Source organism: Pseudomonas putida (genome assembly GCF_028682395.1).
Taxonomy (GTDB): Bacteria; Pseudomonadota; Gammaproteobacteria; order Pseudomonadales; family Pseudomonadaceae; genus Aquipseudomonas; species Aquipseudomonas putida_AB.
This window is the reverse complement of record NZ_JANHLC010000008.1, coordinates 114,309-132,888: the sequence shown is the minus strand read 5'-3', so window position 1 is coordinate 132,888 and position 18,580 is coordinate 114,309. Positions and strand designations below refer to the sequence as shown.

Genomic DNA, 18,580 nt, shown 5'->3' with positions numbered 1-18,580 from the left:
GTGTATGCAGCTCTATACCTATTACCGTTCGACCTCGTCCTACCGGGTACGCCTGGCGCTGGCGCTCAAGGGCCTGGATTACCAGGCCATGGCGGTCAACCTGGTCGCTCCCCAGGGGGGCGAGCAGCGCCAGCCGGCCTATCTGGCGCTCAACCCCCAGGGCCGGGTGCCGGCGCTGCGCACGGACGAGGGCGCGCTGCTGACGCAATCGTCGGCGATCATCGAGTATCTGGAAGAACGTTATCCACAGCCGGCCCTGCTTTCGGCGGACGTGACGACCCGCGCCCATGAGCGGGCCGTCGGGGCCTTGATCGGCAGTGACATCCATCCGCTGCACAATGTCAGCGTGCTCAATCTGCTGCGCCAATGGGGTCATGACGAAGTTCAGGTGCAGCAGTGGATTGCCCACTGGATTGGCCAGGGGCTGAGCGCGGTAGAACAACTGATTGGCGAGCAGGGCTACTGCTTCGGCCCACAGCCCGGTTTGGCGGATGTCTATCTGGCCCCCCAATGCTATGCGGCGCAGCGCTTCAATGTGTCGTTGCAGGCCCTGCCGCGTATCCGTCGGGTCATGGCGCTGGCCGAGCAGCATCCGGCTTTTCAGCTAGCCCATCCGGTGAACCAGCCGGATACCCCCGCCTGACGACGCATCGACCAGGGGGGCTCAATGTACGGCGCTGTTGGGCGGCAACTGCCCCAGGCGTTCGGTCAGGCGCAGGCGCTGGATCGGATCCTCGCTGAGCAGTAGCGCCCGCTCCACATCGAAGCGTTCCCCGCGTGGGCAGTCGAGCCGCTGGAACAGGCTGGCGCGGGCCAGGTAGTCGCTGCTGCTGGCCTGGCCGAATTGCAGCACGCGCTCGGCGTCCTTCAGGGCGGCCAGCGGTTCGTCATGGCTCAGGTGCAGTTGGCGCAGGTTGCGTGACAGGCGCTGGAGCATCTCCAGCGGTTCGGCTTCGCGCAGGTGTTCGGCGCGCAGTTCCATTTGTGCACCGTACTGACGGTTGAGCAGTTCGCGGCAGTCCTTGGGGTACAGGCGACGCCCGCCGCAAGGATCGAGCAGGTGGTCGGCACCAGGGACGCGCAGCAGGAAATGTCCGGGGAAGTTGACGCCTGTCAGGGGGATTGCAAGACGCTGTGCCAGCTCCAAGGCAATCAAGGCCAGCACCAGTGGTTGTCCGCGGCGGTGTTGCAGCACCTTGTCGAGCAGCGCTGCCTGGGGGCGCAGGGGCAGGTGCTCATCCTGCTGGAAGCCCAGGTCATTGAGGCGGCGCAACAGTGGTTGGGCGAGTTCGTGGCGGGGCAGGATCGGCAGGCTTTGCCCGACCTGCTGCTGCAGATCCTCGACGCTGCGCAGGACGGCCTGGGGATCGAGCGCGCCATCATGTTCGGCGGCAATCCACAGTGCGGCTTCGAAGACCTTGAGTGGAGCGCGCTCCAGGCAGGCAAGAAAGGCTTGGCGGGGGTCCATGGGTATCTCCGGCAGATGCTTCGTTTTAGCCCCGTGGCCGCTGTTCGTCCAGTGCATGAAAGGTTATGTCGCAACACATGGTATGGCGGGTGGCTTATTCCCTAGCGTTTCTGCGATCTCTCCTACGACGCCTATACTGCTCGCTACAAGAAGTGGTTCGAGAGGGCTCTACGATGTTTGCTCTCATGCAAAGTGCTCGCCTGGAATCGCTGCACCTGAGTGTCGATCCGGTCAGCGGCTTGAAGGCCGTCATTGCCATACATAACAGCCGTCTCGGCCCGGCGCTGGGCGGTTGCCGCTATCTCGCCTACCCGAACGACGAAAGTGCTGTGGCCGATGCCATTCGCCTGGCCCAGGGCATGAGCTACAAGGCGGCCTTGGCGGGCCTGGCCTTGGGTGGCGGCAAGGCGGTGATTATCCGGCCGGCCCATGTGGAAAGCCGCGCGGCGCTGTTCGAGGCATTTGGGCGCTGCGTGGAGCAACTCGATGGCCGCTATATCACCGCCATTGAAAGCGGGACCTCGACCGCCGATATGGACTGCATCGCCCAGTACACCCAGCATGTCACCAGCACCACGGCCGGCGGCGATCCGTCGCCACACACCGCCATGGGCGTGTTTTCCGGTATTCGCACCACGGCTATGGCGCGTTTGGGCAGTGACAACCTGGAAGGCCTGCGAGTGGCGGTCCAGGGCTTGGGCAATGTCGGCTTTGCGCTGGCCGAGCAGTTGCATGCGGCCGGTGCCGAATTGCTGGTCAGCGATAACGACCCCGGCAAGGTGCAACTGGCGATGGAACAGTTGGGCGCGCACCCGATTGCCAACGAGGCTTTGCTCAGTACGCCGTGCGATATCCTCGCCCCCTGCGGCCTGGGCGGTGTCCTCAACAGCTACAGCGTGGCGCAGTTGCGTTGCGCGGCAGTGGCCGGTTCGGCCAATAACCAGTTGAGCAACCTGCAGGTCGCCGACCAATTGGAGAAACGCGGCATCCTCTATGCACCCGACTACGTGATCAACGCCGGCGGACTGATCTACGTGGCCCTGCAACATCGTGGTGAAACCCTGGGGACGATCACCGCGCACCTGTCGCGTATCGGCACGCGCCTGACCGAAGTGTTCGCCCATGCCCAAGCGGAAAAGCGCTCCCCGGCGCGGGTCGCCGATGAACTGGCTGAGCGCTTGTTGTACCGCTGATCCCTTTCTCCCGCGATGCTGGCTAATTGTCAGCATTGCTCAGTTTTAACCCCAATTCGCACTTTTATACTCGCCGCTATCCATTCCCACCGTCGGCACCTTATACGCGCCGCCCAGGTAGAGCTTTGCCGTGGCGATACGCGTGGTGACCTTACGCATCAAGGATCGCGCGCATGAACCACGTCTATCGCACCATCTGGAACCACGCCAAAGGTGTCTGGCAAGTCGTTGGTGAAAACACCAATCGCCAGGGCAAGACCAAGTCCAGCAAATCGGCCAGCGGTGCCGGATTACTGACCGTCGGCGCACTGCTCGCCAGTCCGGGGCTATATGCCCAGAGCATTGTCATCGATGGCCGGACCGACACGTCGTTGGTGCACAACGGCAACGTCACGGATGTCTTTACCGCGACAATCAAGAACGGCAACGGCTTTAACTCGTTTTCGCGCTTCAATGTCGACGCTGGTGATATTGCCAACCTGCACGTGCCTGACTCGGCCAAGGCCCTAATCAATATCGTTCGCGACCAGCGTACGGAGATCAACGGCATCCTCAATGGCTACAAGAATGGCCAGATTGGCGGGGATATCTACTTTGCCAACCCCCATGGGATGGTGGTCGGCGAGTCGGGGGTGATCAACGTCGGCAGCCTGACCGTGACCACCCCCACCAGCGCGGCCCTGGAGCGCCTGCTCGGGCCCGATGGCCAGATCGATGACGTTGCGGTGGCCCAGCTCAAGGCCGGCAATCTGCCGTTGTCGGCGTCGGGCCTGGTTTCGGTACGCGGCCAGGTCAACGCCCGTGGGGCAATTACCCTCAGTGCCGAGGATGTCGGTATCACGGCGAGCGGGCAGTTGGTCAGTGGCCAGCAGGCTCTGCCGCGGATCGAGCAACTGGTCAATATCGACGGTTTACAGAGCGGGGTGCAGATCGCGGCGCTCGACGGTCAGATCCACATCACCGCCGGGCGTGACGTCACCATTGCCGGTCAGGTGATTGCCGACGGTGCCGCCGGCAAGGCGGCCGGCGATATCGAGATTCGTGCCGACCGTACTATCGCCATTGGCGACGGTGCGCGCGTCTCGGCTTCCGGCCGGGGCCAGGGTTCCGACGGCGGCTCGGTCGTGGTCAAGGCCAAGGAGCAGACGACCCTGGCTCAGGGGGGCGTGATCGCGGCCAATGCCGGGGCCAGCGGTAATGGTGGTTCGGTCGAGCTGTCTGCGGACAAGGCCGTGACGTGGGGCGGGAGTCTGCAAGCCAGCGCTGGCCAGGGCGGCAAGGCCGGACATGTGTTGATCGATCCGGAAAATATCGAGGTTACTCACGATCAGCGCCTGGGCGGTGCCAGCTATACGCTGCAGGCTTCGAATGCGATCAAGGTCGCCGACGGGGTGATGATTTCCACCCGCAATATCGCCAATTACCAGAGCGCCACCCAGGAGCAGCATCGCGACGGCGTCTCCCTTGGCGATTCGGGGGATATCAGCCTGCAGGCGCCGAGCATCGTCCTGGGCGCCAACGCCAAGTTGTATGCGCAGACCAACAGCGCGACCTACAAAGCCGGTGATATCAGCCTCAAGGCTCAGGCCACCGACGGTGCCTTGATTACCCCGGGCATCCAGGTTGGTGTTGGTAGCAACAAGACCGAAATCACCCTGGGCCAGGGGGTCGAGCTACGTGGTGGCAAGGTTTCGATTACCGCCGAGTCCTCCACGGCCCTGACCGATAGCCTCTCTGAACAAGGCCTTTACAACAGTTATGACGCGGACGGTAACCCGATTGCCGAAGTGTTGACCGACGCGCAGATGGCCAAGCAACGCGAGTCCCTGCTGGCTTCCGGGGCCCTAACCCAAGGCCAGGCCGCCAGCGGCCAGAAAGGCGTGTTCGAGGGGCTGATCGACACCCTGGTCAGCAACGGCCTGCTGGCCGGAGTCCAGGTGCTCGATGCCCAGGCCAAGGTAAATATTGGTGATCGCGTAGTTATCGTCGGCGATAACGAGGTAAGTATCGCCTCCCATGCCAGTACCAATGCCCAGGCTACGGTCACCGGGTTGCATATTGGCGCCGTGGTATCGGTGACCCACAGTGACGCCCAGCTCAATATCGGCCAGAACGCGCTTATCGAATCCCGGACCGGTGACGTCAAGCTCAAGAGCCAGTCCGACAGCACGGTGCAAAGCAGTGTCAAAGCCATGCAGGTATCGTCCAAGCTACCGGCGACCCTGACGGCCAACGTGTCCTACACCCAGGGCGATGCCACGACGGCGGTGGGTAGCGGCACACTGATCAAGGCTGGGCGCGATGCCAGTGTCAGTGCCGAGCAGAACAAGAACTTCAAGGTCGCGGCGTTGGCGGGGGACAGTGAGGGTTCCATCGGGATCGCGGTACTGGTGGCGATCTCGGACCTGAACGCCAGCACCGATTTCAATGGCACCCTCCAGGCCGGGCGAGACGCGAAACTCAATGCCTCGGTCAACACCCTGAGCAACCAGCACAATGCTGCCGTCCTGTTGGGCGACAACCTTGGCACGCGGGTCGCCAAGTTCAAGACCGACGCCACCAAAAAGATGTTCGACGGGGTCAAATCCTTTGTCGGTAAAACCACTGAGAAAGGCGGTGAGCAGAGCGACAACAAAGAGACTGATGGCTTTCTCAAGGAGTTGGGTGTCGCGGGGGCGATCGCCTATGTTGACCACGACAACCAGGCCAGCCTTAACCTCGGCAGCCAGGCTCAGGTCAAGGCCGGGCATGATGCGAGCCTGACGGCCACGGTCACCGATGCGCTCAATTCCAGTGTGTCCACCGAGATTTCGGACAAGAAAACCACCAGCAAACCCTTCAGCTTCGACACCGAAAGCAGCGGCAAGAAAAATGGCGCCGCGGTAGCCATCCTGATCAGTTCGCAGAACAACAGTGCGGTGCTGACCGTGCGCCCGGGGGCGGAGCTGGACGCTTTGCGTGCCTTGAATCTGTCTGCCAAGGCCAGCCTGCCGTGGCTGGACCAGAGCCGGCTGTCGAACCTGATCAAGTCCTTTGGCAGTGACAACCTGGATGATTTTATCCAGACCGTCAGCGCCGGCGACCAGATATTCAGCACCTGGGTCGATTCCTCGGCGGCGGTCTCGGGGGAAAAGGCCAAGGATGACGGCAGCACCTTGAGTGGCATGGTCGATATCAACAAGGTTGGGCTCAATGCCAAGGTTGATGTCGGCGATGGCGTGAACATTAACCAGGACGCGGCGTATCGCGGCCAGGCGCAGACCGTGGATATCAATGCCCGGGTCGAGTCGCAGATGGTCAACGTCGCCGCCGATCCGGGTGTGTTCAACAGCAGTGGCGGCAAGAATGGCATGGGTGCGGGCGTGATTGTCGGCAACTACAGCAACCATGCCGAGGCCAGCGTGGGTGCGGTTAATCTGTATGCCAACCAGTTGAAGGTCGAGGCGGTTACCGACGTTGACATGATCAACTACGCGGTGTCCGGCTCCGATGGCGGAACCAATTCGTTGAGTGGCTCGGTCGCCGTGTCCATGCTGGAGAACACCACCCGTGCGGGTATCGATGATGGTGCGCACCTCGATGTCGTCGCCGCCCATGGCGCCAGTGGCGATCTGCGTATCTCTGCTCGCGACGACACCGATAGCCTGACCGTGACAGGCGGTGTGGTGAAGTCTTCCTCCCGGGCGGCCGGTGCGGCCGCTGGTGTACATGATTTCGAGCGTACCACCGAGGCCTGGCTGGGCAGTCGCGACACGCAACACACTGCCGGTCACACCTCGGCCGAAGGTGCCCTGGTGGTTGACGCCAGCAGCGACGGCATGATCGGCAACTACGCGCTGTCGGTGGCGCTGACCGCACCACCTACGCCGTCCACGTCCGGCGCGGCACAATCGCGGGCCGGGAGCGGAGCCTTTGGCATTAATGTGTCCGGTTCGGCAGCGGTCAACCTGATCGATAACACCGTGCGTGCACGCATCACCGACGATCTCGATATCGACGCCGCGAGCGTCAACGTCAGCGCCCGCGACGATACTGCCCAGCACGCCATTGCTGGCGGCGCGGCGGTGTCGCGCAATACCGGCAAGGGCGTTGGCCTGGCCGGCGCCTATTCCCAGAACACGCTCGATACGCACGTTGAAGCCGAACTGGCGGCCACCGGCAAGGTCTCCGCCAATACGGTCAAGGTCCGTGCGGACAATGAAGGCAGCGCCTTGTCGGTCTCCGCGGGTGTCTCCGCCAGCGCATCGGCCAGTAGCTATCAGGTGGCGGGTTCGGTCAGCGTCAACGCCATCGATAGCGTCACGCGTGCCCGTCTGGCCGATGGCGATATCGATGCGGCCGGGGGCGTGCAGGTCAGCGCCGACGATCGTTCGAGCATCCATGCCGTGGCCGGTGCGGTCACTTATGGCGGCAAGGCCGGGGTGGGCGCGGGCTTGTCGATCAACCATATCGACGGCAGCACCGAAGCCCTCGCTGAAAACCTGCAGGGTCTGTCCAGTCATGGCGACTTCTCGCTGGCCGCCACCAGTGCCGCCGACCTGGTGTCCGTGGCCGCGGCCATGGGCTTTTCCAACCAGTATGCGTTCGATGGCGCTGTAGCGATCAATGAGCTGGACCACGACACCGTGGCGGCGCTGCGTGCCAGCCAGGGTATCGAGTTGGGCGGCGCACTGACCCTGGATGCGAATAACGCCAGCACGATCTGGACGGCATCGGGCTCGGCGGCGATTGGTGGCGACGGCGCGGTGGGCGCGAGCTTTGGCTACAACACCATCAGTGATCGGGTCAGCGCCGAGATTCTCGCCAGCCAGGCCGAGGCCCGGCGCATGGCGCTGCAAGCCCAGCAGAACAGTGAAATCAGCGCGCTGGTGGCCGGTGGCGCGGTGGCGGCGCGCTCCTCAGCCGTCGCTGGGTCTGTCGCGATCAATACCATCGACAACCAGGCCAGCGCGCGCGCGGTCGACAGCAACCTGGTCAGCGTTGGCGAAATAACCCTCGATGCCCGCGATCACTCCAGTGTGCGCAGTCTCACCGGGGCCCTGGCCTACGGCGGTAGTGGCGCCGGGGTTGGCTTGGCGGGCTCCTACAACACGATTCTCGGCCGTGTCTATGCCGGTATTCTGGGCGGTAACCTGCAGGCCGGTGGCCTGCTGCGTGTCGGCGCCCTGCGCGACCAGCAGTTGCAGTCGCTGGCGGCCGGGCTCGGCGTGGGCGGTAGCAATGGCGCGGCGGGATCGGTCGCGGTGAACAGGGTCGGTGGCAGCACCCTGGCCGAGATTGGCAAGGGTACCCAGTTCGACGGCGATGGCAGCCTGCTGCTGACGGCCCGCTCCGACAGCGATATCGAGACCGTGGCCGGTGCCCTGGGCGTTGGCCTGTCCAGCGTTGGCATGTCTGGTGCGGTCGCGGTCAACCAGCTTGAAGGCACTACCACAGCACGTATTTCCGGCAGTGGCACGAAGTTGACCGCGCGCGGCCAGGGGCCGGCCCAGTCGGTCGATAACGGCGCCCTGAGCAGCGACACCAGCCTGGAACTGAGCGAGCGTACGGGGCATCAGAGCCTCAATGGCATCGCCGTGGTCGCCAGCAGCACCGATGAGCTGGACAGCGTTGCGGCCAGTGTCGGCGCGGGCGCCAATGTCGGGGTCGCTGGCGCGGTCACCGTCAACCAGGTGAGTGGCGAGACCCGGGCCGAGGTGACGGGCGGGACGCTTGAGAGCCAGGGCGCCGTGCAGGTCTGCGCCTACCATCACACCCGCGTGACCGCCGGCAATGGCGCGGCGGGCGGTGGCAGCAGTGCCGGGGTGGGTGCGTCGGTGACGACCACGATTCTGGATCACAGCACCCAGGCCAATGTCAGCAGGGCCAGCCTCGTTGCTGGCGGGGCCATTGGCGTCAACGCCCGCAGCACCCATGATCTCAATGCCGTGGTCGTTGGCGCTGCCGTGGGTGGCACGGCGGGGGTCAGCGGTTCGGTGGCCGTCACGACCCTGGAAGGCACCGTGCGCAGCAGCGTCGAGAACGCGACCTTGCGCAGTTCGGGCGCGGGTATCGAGATTGCCGCCGATGCCGACAATGACCTCGATATCGTTGCCGGTGGCGTGGCGGCTGGCGGTGTCGCCGGAGTCGGCGCGACCGTCATCGTCACCGACCTGGATCAGCGGACCGAAGCCTATACCCGTGGCACTACGAAGCTGGACGCTGCCGGCCTCACCGCCATCGACGCGAGTGCCAGCCAGGACTTGACCACCGTGGGCTTTACCGGCGCCGGTGGTGGTACGGCCGGTGTCGCGGGCACGGTCAATGTGTTGACGGCTACCGGCCAGACATCGGCCGCTGTCGGTGCCGGTAGCCGCATCAATACCGGCCTTGATGGTGTCCAGCAGGACGTGCGTGTGCATGCCCGGGACTCCCTGAGCACCAGTAGCGTACTGGGCACCGCCGGGGTGGGCGGGACCGCCGGAATCGGCGCCGGCGCCGATGTGCAAGTGGTGCGCAGCGGTGCAGTGGCGAGTGTCGGGGATGGGGCAGTCGTCAACGCCGACCGCGATATCAGTATCAAGGCCGAGAACCAGCGTGATATCGACTCGTTGTCGGTGGCCGCGGCCGGTGGTGGCTTTGTTGGGGCCGGAGCCGGGGTTTCGGTGGTCAGCGTGGCCGCGGGTGCCTCTTCCCAGGCAACCTCCAGTCTGGACAGCAGTGTGTCCAACGCGCAGAACGTTGCCCGCGACTCGGGCCTCAAGGGGCAGATGGGCAGCAGCTTTTCCGGTGCCGCAAGCTTGCAGGCCGGTATCAATACCCGCCAGAAGACCATCAACCCGAACGACACCTTCCTGGCCAGCCCGGCAACTACTCAGTATTCGGCTGCCGCACGAGTCGGCAACGCGACCCTGGATGCCGGGCGCAATGTCAGCATCAGCGCGCAGAACCGTACCGATGCCTCCAGTCAGGCGGTCGGGGTTGCGGGTGGCCTGGTGGGCGCCGGTGCCGGTGTTGCCGTCATCAATGTCGGCGACCGCAGCCTGGCAGAACTGGCTGGCCACTTAACGGCCGGCGGCAAGGTGGAAATCAGTGCCGATGACGGCCAGGACGGTGTCACCGAAGCCAAGGCCTACGCCGGTGGCGGTGGTCTTGTCGGCCTTGGGGCGGCAGTGGCGGTAAGTGAAAAAAGCAGCCAGGTCACTGCGCGGGTCCTGGATGGCAGCTCGATAACCAGCGGCGGTGCATTGAGCGTCGATGCCAAGCTTGATCATGCGCTGCAAGCCAAGACCCTGGGCGTCAGTGTCGGTGGCGTGGCGGTAGGTGCGTCTATCGCCACCGCCAGCAGCACCGGCCAGGCCGAGGCGCTGCTGGGCAAAAACGTGCAGGTGCGTGCCGCCAGCGTTGCCATCGACGCCCTGGCGCGTTCGAGCAACCGTGTGGACGCGGCAGGCGCGAGTGGCGGTATCCTCGCCGGCAACGCGGTAGTGGCCAATGCTTCGGACAAGACCCGGGCCCGCGCCTGGGTCGGGGACGGCAGCTTGCTGATGGCCCAGGGGGCCATTGGCATTCGCGCCAGCACCGATCCGCTGGCCCAGGCTTTCTCGCTCGGTGCAGCCATTGGGGCGGGGGCGATTGGCGCCAGTGTGGCCAATGCCAGTGTCGATAACCTGGCCGAGGCCGGCGCCGGCGCGGTGAACCTCGGCGGCGCGTCGCTGGAGGTCAATGCCGCCGCCTTGCGCAGCCGTGACCAGAGTGTCGAGGCGCGCGCGGTCGGCGCCAGCGGCGGGATGCTGCTTGGGGTCAACGCGACAGTGGCCGATGCCGATATCACCACGCAGGTCCGGGCCGAGATCGGCCAGGGCGCGCGTCTGGCCATTGGCGGCAATGCCACGGTCAAGGCCACGGACCAGACCCGGGCCAAGACCGATGCTACCGGTATCGCCGTCGGCGGCCTGCTGGCGGTCGGCGCCAACGTCGGCAATGTCGATGTTGCGGCTAGCCAGACGGTACGCTTTGGCGCGACCGGGGTAGTCGGCGGCCTGCTCGACCTGTCCGCCACCGGCCGCAATGGCGTGACCGGTGAAGCGATGGCCGGTAGCGGCGGGGTGATTGCCGGCAGTGCTTCGACCCTGAACCTGGATGCCAGCAGCAACACCGCGGTCGAGGTGCTGGGCAGCAGCAATGTGCTGACCGGACGTACTCAGGTACTGGCCGAACACCAGCTCGATTACGCCGGCTCCAGCGATTCGCTGCAGGCGGCGATGGTTGGCGCTTCCGGGACCTTTATCAATGTCGATCTGGGCGCCAACACCCGGGTCGATATCCGTGACGGTGCCAAACTGGCCGCCAGCGAGGGGCTTGATATTGAAGCCCACAGCCTCACGCAAGGCGGCGCACAGGCCTATTCCGGCTCCGGTGGCGTTGTCAGCGGCAGTGCCGTGCTGGTTGATAACCAGATCCGTGACAGCAGCCGCATTCTGGTGGGCAATGGCGTAGACCTCTCCACCGTCGGTAGCCCGTTGGTCATCGACAAAGGCCATCTGCGCATGACCGCCCACAACACCTTGCGGGTGGCGGACACCGGTCGCCTGTCGGCCGGGGGCGGGATCGTGATGCCCTACGCGGGCACCGAAATGGATGTCGATCTGAGCAACCAGGTGCTGTTCGGCAACGACGTCAAACTCAAGAGCAGCGGCCTGTTGCAGGTCGGGGCCTATAGCGATAGCCGGGCCGCGACCAATGCCCGGGTCGATGTCTATGGCTTGGTCGGTGCCGGCGGCGGCGATTCGAAGATCGACCTGACCGCTCACCAATTGGTCCGTTTCGGTAACAACGCCAACCTGCTGGCCTACGGCAACCTGGGCCTGCGTGCCGGACAAAGCGCCGACGGCAACCTGGCCAACGATATCCGTGCAGTGGCCAATACCGCAGTGGTGAACAACACACTGATCCCGGTGACCGCGAGCCTGGGGGCCGACGCGGTGGTCAATACCACCAACGACCTGGTCTTTGGCACGGGCGCCCTGGTGCGCTCGGTGCGTAATGTTGAGCTGACAGCCACCAATGGCGCGGTGAGCGCCGACGGCTACGGTGTTGGCAAAAACCCATATCTGTCGCTGTTTTCCAGCGAGCAGACCACCCGTTCGAACAAGGTCAACCGCCTGGCCAGTCTCAATCTGGGCAATAGTAAGGTGATTGCGGGCGTTTCCAACCGCCAGGAAATCTACTGGGACGGCACCACCCTGCGCACCGTCTCGGTACTCGGTGATATCGCCGCCAGCTTCAAGCCTGCCGGCAGCACCGACGCGTTCCGCCCGCTGGCCGAAATCGATGCGACCCTGGCCAGCCTGATCCAGCAGCGCGCCGGCTTATCGCCGAGCTCCAGCGAATACGCCCGCCTGGGTGAGCAGATCAGCCTGTACAACCAGATGCGCGTCAGTACCGCCCAGGCCCTTGGCGCGGGGGCTGATGGCACCACTGCGGTGGACAGCCTCGTGGTCGGTGACATCATTGCCGGGGCCGGCGATATCCGGGTCGGCGCTGATCGTATCCAGCAGTCCGGCGCCGATCTGACGGCCTATGGCGCGCCGACGGTGATTATCCACAACAGCTCCGACGACTATCTGGTGACCAACGGCATCCTGGTCTCGGCGGCCGGCACCGGTTCGATTCTCTCGACCGGTGCTGCCAAGTTGAATGCCAGTGGTGCGCGGCTGACCGAGGTCAAGCGCTCGCAGTCCGACTACTACGATGCCAACCAGCGCCCGAGCGTGCCCTCGGTCGTGATCGCCAACACCTACGATACCAAGGTCCCGGGCCACACCAGCCGGGCGCCCGGGATTCTGGTGCTGGGCGATATCGAAAACCTCAAGGGGAATACCTCGCTGCGCAACGAGTCGGGCAACGTCTCGCAGTTCGCCCGCATCGAGAGTTACCAGTTGAGCATGGACGTGCCCCATGGCGACTTGTTCGTCAACCTGCCGGGGCGCACCTGGAACCTGGCCTCGGTACAGGCTGAATGGGCCAGTGTTATCAGCCGGCTGTCACCTGAAGGCCTGGGCTTGCTCAATGGGCGCAACCTGGCCGACGCGATTGCCGAATACGCTGCCAACGTGACGTACAACACCAATGCCGACGGTTCGCTCAAGCACACCGACAGCGACGCCTTTATCGATTACCTGATTCGCGAGTATGGGCGCGGCGACGGCAAGGAGCAGCAGATCATTCTGTCCGGCCTGGACCGTGACTACTGGGAAAGCTCGAGCAGTGATACCTCCGGGAGAACCTGGTTCAAGGACGGCCTGTACGAGTACAGCGGCAACCTTTCGGCCAGCGACCATAACTGGTTAGGCAATACGGGGGTCTGGGACTGGACCTACACCGCTCTGAACGCGATCAAAACCCGCAACAGCGTGGCGCTGTCCAGTGCCGATACCGGTGGTTCGAGCCAGAGCGCACTGACCGTCGGCGGCGCGTTGATGGTCAATGCGCGCAATATCAACATCAACGCCGGTATCGAGGTGGGTAGCCGCACCGATTGGTCTCTGGACCTGAACAGCGCTGCGGCGGCCGAGATTGCCGCGATTGTGCCGGGCAGTGGGTTGGTGCGCCTGAACCATGTCACGGCGATTGCCGACGGCAACGGCACCGACGAAGTGCCGCAGGTCTACTGGGATTCGGACAAACAGCGTATCCAGGTACAACGCATTGATGCTGCGGGCGGCGGCTCGGTGTCGCTGACCGGCAATATCATCAACACCAACACCCTGGGCAATATCACCGTCAACTCCGGCTATGGTGATGTGCAGATCAACAACAGCACCGGTTACGACCTGCTGCTGACGGATATCAATCTGGGCAGCGGCGGTCAGAGCGTGGTGCGTATCACCGATACGCTCAAGACCTGGGGCAGCGGTGCCGCTGCCGGGCGCGCGCAGACCTGGTGGTATGTCAACCAGGCGGGTCAGGACAGCGTGTCGGTCTACAACGATGCCAACGGCGCTACCAGCCTGGCCGACGCCAGCCTGGGCAGCGTGATCGGCCGTGACTTCACTTACAACCCGCAGAGCGGTGCGCGTTACGAGTGGACGCACAGCTATCACGTCACTCGCGATTACGCCGGAGCGACCGGTGTTGACGGTGAGAGTACCGAGGTCTACGACAAACTGGGCAATTGGGTATCCGCGACGGCGACCTCGGATGGCAAGAGCTATCTGGTCGGCGATGGCAGTGTGGTGGTCCGTGATCCGACCGGCGATGACCAGACCTTTATGCAGTGGGCCGATGCCAGTTTCAAGTACACCCAGGTCAACGTCACCTCCGATGGCGGTGATTGGGGCGGCTATGTCAGTGGCACCCGGTTCGATGTCGCGACCGATGCGACCCTGACCCTGACCAACAGCGTCAAGGCCGACTACGCCATTCCGATCCGCTTTGTCGGCAACAGCCAGTCGCGCCTGCAGGTCGATGCGACGTCCAACGTGCTGGTCGGCGGCGAGATCCGCAACGATGTCGGCACCAGCCGATTCGATATCACCGGCGGTGCGCTGTTGCAGGCCGGCGGTTCTCTACAGGGTCTGGACCTGCAACTCAATGCCAGCGCGGGTATCGGTCGTGCCGGCGAAGGCTTGAATATCATCGATGGCCGGGTCGCTGGCGCCTCCCTGAGTGCCCAAAGCCAGGGCGATATCTTCCTCAACAGCACGGGGGACATGTACGCCAAGGCGATTCACACCCAGGGCGATGTCACCCTCGATGCAGTCGGCGGTATCTACCAGCACGCCGGTGCCACGGGCGCGTCGATATCCGGTGACGTACTGACCCTGCGCTCAGGCTCGGGCAGCTCCATCGGCGCCAGTGATCGCGCCCTGGTGACCCAGAGCCACGAGATCAATGCCTCGGCACCCGGCAGCGTGACGCTGACCCAGGCCAGCGGCAACATGAACGTCGGCTTTATCGAGTCGCTGCTGGGCAATGTCGAGCTCAATACCCCCAGCGGGCAGATTCTGGGCGCACCGCCCAAGGCCGATGACCATGACGCCAAGTTGCAAGAGAAAATCGCGCTCTGGGAAAGCATGGGCCTGACCGATGCCAACCACGCGGCCAGTACCATCAAGGGCTACGAGAATCTGGTCGCGCGCTATTACAGCGATTACTGGAACATCCGCGAACTGGCGCAGAACCCGGATAGCGCCTTCAGCCTGAGCAGCACCGGCCTGGGCCTGTTCCGCGAGCAGGTTGCGGCCAGCCTTGGCCATGGGGCGAGCGATGCCCAGATCAATGCGGCGATCAAGGCCCGCTACCTGGAAGCGAAAACCTTCCTGGCCAGCGCTCCCGGCGTTGACCAGGGGTTGTTGCAGACCCGTGCCAGCGACTTCCAATACAACCTCGACAGCGGCTCGGCGCTCTATGCGCAGATGACCCATGGCGCGGTGTGGGACAAGGCCATGCTTGGTACGGTCATCAATGCGGGCGCGGAGGCGGGCACTCGACCGTCCACCGGCGCGTTGCCCAATGTGGCGGCAAACCAGGGCGCCATTCGCCTGAACAATGATCCGACGCAACCGCTGCCGCAGTCCGAGACACTGGTCTTCACGGTCAAGGCGACCGATGGTTACCACTCGATCGTCAATCAGCTGTCGTCATCGGCGGGTAACCAGTATTCGTCCAGTCAGTTGCTGGCGTTCCTCGCCGAGGCCAAGCCCGGCACCATGAAGGCCGAGAAAGGTAGCGACGGCACCCTGCGGGTGACCCTCAATCCGCGCAACGACCTGGTGGTGGAAGCCAAGGAGCCGGTGGTAATTGATGCCAAGGGCGACTACCACGTCGGCACCTCTCAGGATGTGATCCTCAAGGACATTACCGTGGGCGGCACGTTGTATGTGTATGCCGGGCGCGATGTGATCAACCAGACCGCCACCGGGGTGGCAGGGGCGATCACGGGCGGCTTGTATATCGACGCGGGGCGCAATATCGGTTCGCCGGACAACCCGATCCAGGTCACCAACCACGGGAATGATCCGGTCACGATCTATCGTCTGGTGGCGCCGGGTACCGCCAATGTGGTGGTCCTCAATGGCGATGTGGTTGTCGGTAGCCTGGAAGTCGAAGGCGAGACCAACCTCACCGCCAACCACGGCAACTTCTACTCGCTGGGCGGCTCCACTCTGCTCGATGGCGGTCTGGTCAACCTGCGCGCCATCGACGCCAGCGGCAAGACCTCTGGCTATATCGGCACGTCGGCCAACCCGTTTGCCGTCATCCAGCAACGGGGCGCGTTGGGGCTGTTCGGGCTTGGCGCTAACGTGCTGGCCGGGCAGAACAACCTGGTCATGGCCAACAGCGTGCTCGATGGGCAGGTGGCCTTGACGGCCAGCCAGGGCGCCATTCGCATGGTGGACGACGAGGCGCTGATCCGCACCACCGACGAGGCGCAGGGGCAGGTCGACCTAGTCGCCGCCAGCGGTATCGGCGAGGCTCAGCGTGCGGTGCGCCTGGACACCGGACGTTTCAATGCTCAGACGCCGGTTGGCGACATCAACCTGCATGTGCTGCGCGACGCCACCGCCGAGCGCGTGCACGCCCTGACCGGCTCAGCCCGGGTGGTGGCCGAGGGTGACGGCCAACGTGCCACCACCGACCTGGACATTGCCGATGTGCGGGTGGCCCACAACCTGGAGTTGCGCGCCGAAACTCTGCGCGCCGGTGTGACCCAGACCCAGCAGGCTTCTCCATTGCGGGTCTGGGCCACGGGTGTGGACGGGGCGATGGCCGAGCGTGTCGACCTGACTGTCGCTGCCGCGCCTCATGTACGCCTCGAACGGCTCAGTGCGCGGCAGGCCGATATCCGCGCCGATGCCGGGCGGCTCAATGTGGTCAGCGGTTATATCGGTGAGCAGATGCGTCTGGGCACGGCCTATGTTTCTGCCCTGATGGACAACACGACGCCAGCCCTGCGCTATGACGCCGACTATCAGTACTACGTGCCGGGCAAGGCGTTCAGCCTCGATCTGGAAGGGCGCGGCGCCACTGGTTCGCACGCGCCGATGTGGTTCAACGCCGCTCGCGGGGTGTTTACCCGCAACTTCGTAACGGCCGGTTATGCGGCATTCGATCTGGCCCGCCCGCAGTTCAACCAGGATTACCGCACGGCCAATGGTTCCGATCTCCCGGCGGTGTTCAACGCAGCCAATTCCACCCCGCCAGCCCTGGATTGGCTGGCCAATGTCAGCAGTCCGGCCGTGGCCGTGAACCTGGGTACCGAGACCTACCATGAAAAGTAATGCCGTTCCTTTTGCCAGGCTTCGACTTGCCGGGGCCTGCCTGCCTTACGTGATCTGCGCCACCGGCTGGTTTGCCGGCCCGGCCCAGGCTGCCCAGCCATTGCCACCGCCGGCCGGTGCCATCAGCTCGGAGCTGCTGCGCCAACAGCAACGCAGCCTCGAGCGTCTTGATGGGGTGCCTCAGGACTCAGGTCCGGCCCTTGAAGTCCCCGCGGTGGGCGACCAGGCCCTGCCGGCCAATGCCGATCTGGCTTTTACACTGGATGCCGTGGTGTTCAGCCAATCGTCGATCTTTTCTTCGGCGGAGTTGGAGGCGGTGGTCAAACCCTATCTGGGCCAGACAGTACACTTTGCCGAGTTGCAGCGGATTCTCTCGGCCGTCAATCGGCTGTACGACCAGAAGGGCTATGTCACCGCGCGAGCCATTCTGCCGCCGCAGAATATTGAGCAGGGACGCGTACGTATCCAACTGGTAGAGGGCCGGGTTGGCGACCTGGTACTTGAAGGCAATACGTACATGAGCCCGGCCTTTTTGCGCGAACGCCTGAGCGTCGAGTCCGGGCAATTGGTCGATCCCCAACGCCTGGAAGCCGAACTCTCGCGGTTCAATCGGCTGAGCAGCGGCGTGTTGTCGGCTTCACTGCAGCCGGGCAAGGGCTATGGCCTGACCGATGTGTTTGTCTCGGTTACCGAGCCGCCGCGCAATAGCCTCGATGTGTTTGCCAACAACCACGGCTATGAGTCCACTGGCGAGGAGTCCGGTGGTTTGATGTACCGCCATTACGGCGCGCTGGGCCGTGATGACGTGCTGTCGTTTTTCGGCGCCGGTTCGCGTGGCTCGACAGTCGGCAGCCTGGCCTATGACGCACCGTTCAACCGTTACGGCGGGCGAATGGGCGCACGTCTGGGCAAGAGCAAGGCGAAGGTGATTTATGGGGCGTTCAGTGACCTGGATTCCGAAAGCGACTCGCAGAACGCCGCGCTGTTTATCAATCATCCACTCTGGAGCAACCGCGATTGGCTCCTGACCGGGCAGTTGACCTACGGCGAGCAGCGTACCGAGAACCATATCGCTGGCGTTTTTCTCAATGAAAATCGGGTCAAATCGACTCAGGCCGATCTTACGGCACTGTACCTGGCGCCCGGCCGTTCGCTGCGCGTGGGCGTGGCGTACCAGGATGCCCACAGCCAGCTGCAGGGCACCCCGCTCAAGGATCGCTTCGACATCTGGAGCGGTTTCTTGCAGTTCTATCAAGTGCTCGATGCCAACTGGTACCTCAACGCCAACGGCGCATGGCAGTACTCGCGCAAGGAAGGGGTGCCTTCCAGTCTGTTGTTCCAGATAGGAGGGGCCTCGACGGTGCGCGGCTATCGCCAGGGTGAACTGGCCGGCGATGGCGGGTTCTACACCAACCTGCAGGCCAATTATCGAGTGACGCCTCGGGTGACCGGTTTCGGTTTCTACGACTATGGCCGGATCGATGCGTCGTTTCGCCAACCGGAAAAAATCGACAGTACGGGTGCCGGGGTGAACTGGCAGGTCACGCCGCGTCTGGCCGGCGAATTGCTGGTGGGCGTGCCTTTGACCAATGTGCGTCCCGATCAGGAATCGGCTTACGTGAACCTGCAACTGGTGTTCAAGCTGCTTTAAGGGA

Annotated in this window: 5 protein-coding genes; 4 read left to right on the top strand and 1 reads right to left on the bottom strand. The window is 63.9% G+C overall.

Annotation, left to right across the window (positions count from 1 at the left end):
• The first annotated feature begins 4 nt into the window (after positions 1 to 4).
• A complete protein-coding gene (gene maiA, locus NPS46_RS18775; RefSeq protein WP_274109778.1) occupies positions 5 to 643 on the top strand; it encodes a maleylacetoacetate isomerase in 639 nt (212 codons plus the stop codon).
• Between the two features lie 21 nt (positions 644 to 664).
• Here maiA and NPS46_RS18770 read toward each other — a convergent pair whose 3' ends face one another.
• Positions 665 to 1,468, bottom strand: a complete 804-nt coding sequence (locus tag NPS46_RS18770; RefSeq protein WP_274109776.1) for a SirB1 family protein — start codon at positions 1,466 to 1,468, stop codon at positions 665 to 667.
• A gap of 173 nt (positions 1,469 to 1,641) precedes the next feature.
• Here NPS46_RS18770 and NPS46_RS18765 point away from each other — a divergent pair, with 173 nt between their 5' ends.
• From NPS46_RS18765 to NPS46_RS18755, 3 genes are all read left to right on the top strand, one after another.
• Entirely contained in the window at positions 1,642 to 2,661 is a 1,020-nt protein-coding gene (locus NPS46_RS18765) for a Glu/Leu/Phe/Val dehydrogenase family protein (RefSeq protein ID WP_274109775.1), read from the top strand.
• Between the two features lie 173 nt (positions 2,662 to 2,834).
• Entirely contained in the window at positions 2,835 to 16,925 is a 14,091-nt protein-coding gene (locus NPS46_RS18760; RefSeq protein WP_274109773.1) for a leukotoxin LktA family filamentous adhesin, read from the top strand.
• A complete protein-coding gene (locus NPS46_RS18755; protein ID WP_274109771.1) occupies positions 16,915 to 18,576 on the top strand; it encodes a ShlB/FhaC/HecB family hemolysin secretion/activation protein in 1,662 nt (553 codons plus the stop codon). The genes NPS46_RS18760 and NPS46_RS18755 overlap by 11 nt, the downstream gene beginning before the upstream one ends.
• The last annotated feature ends 4 nt before the right edge of the window (positions 18,577 to 18,580 follow it).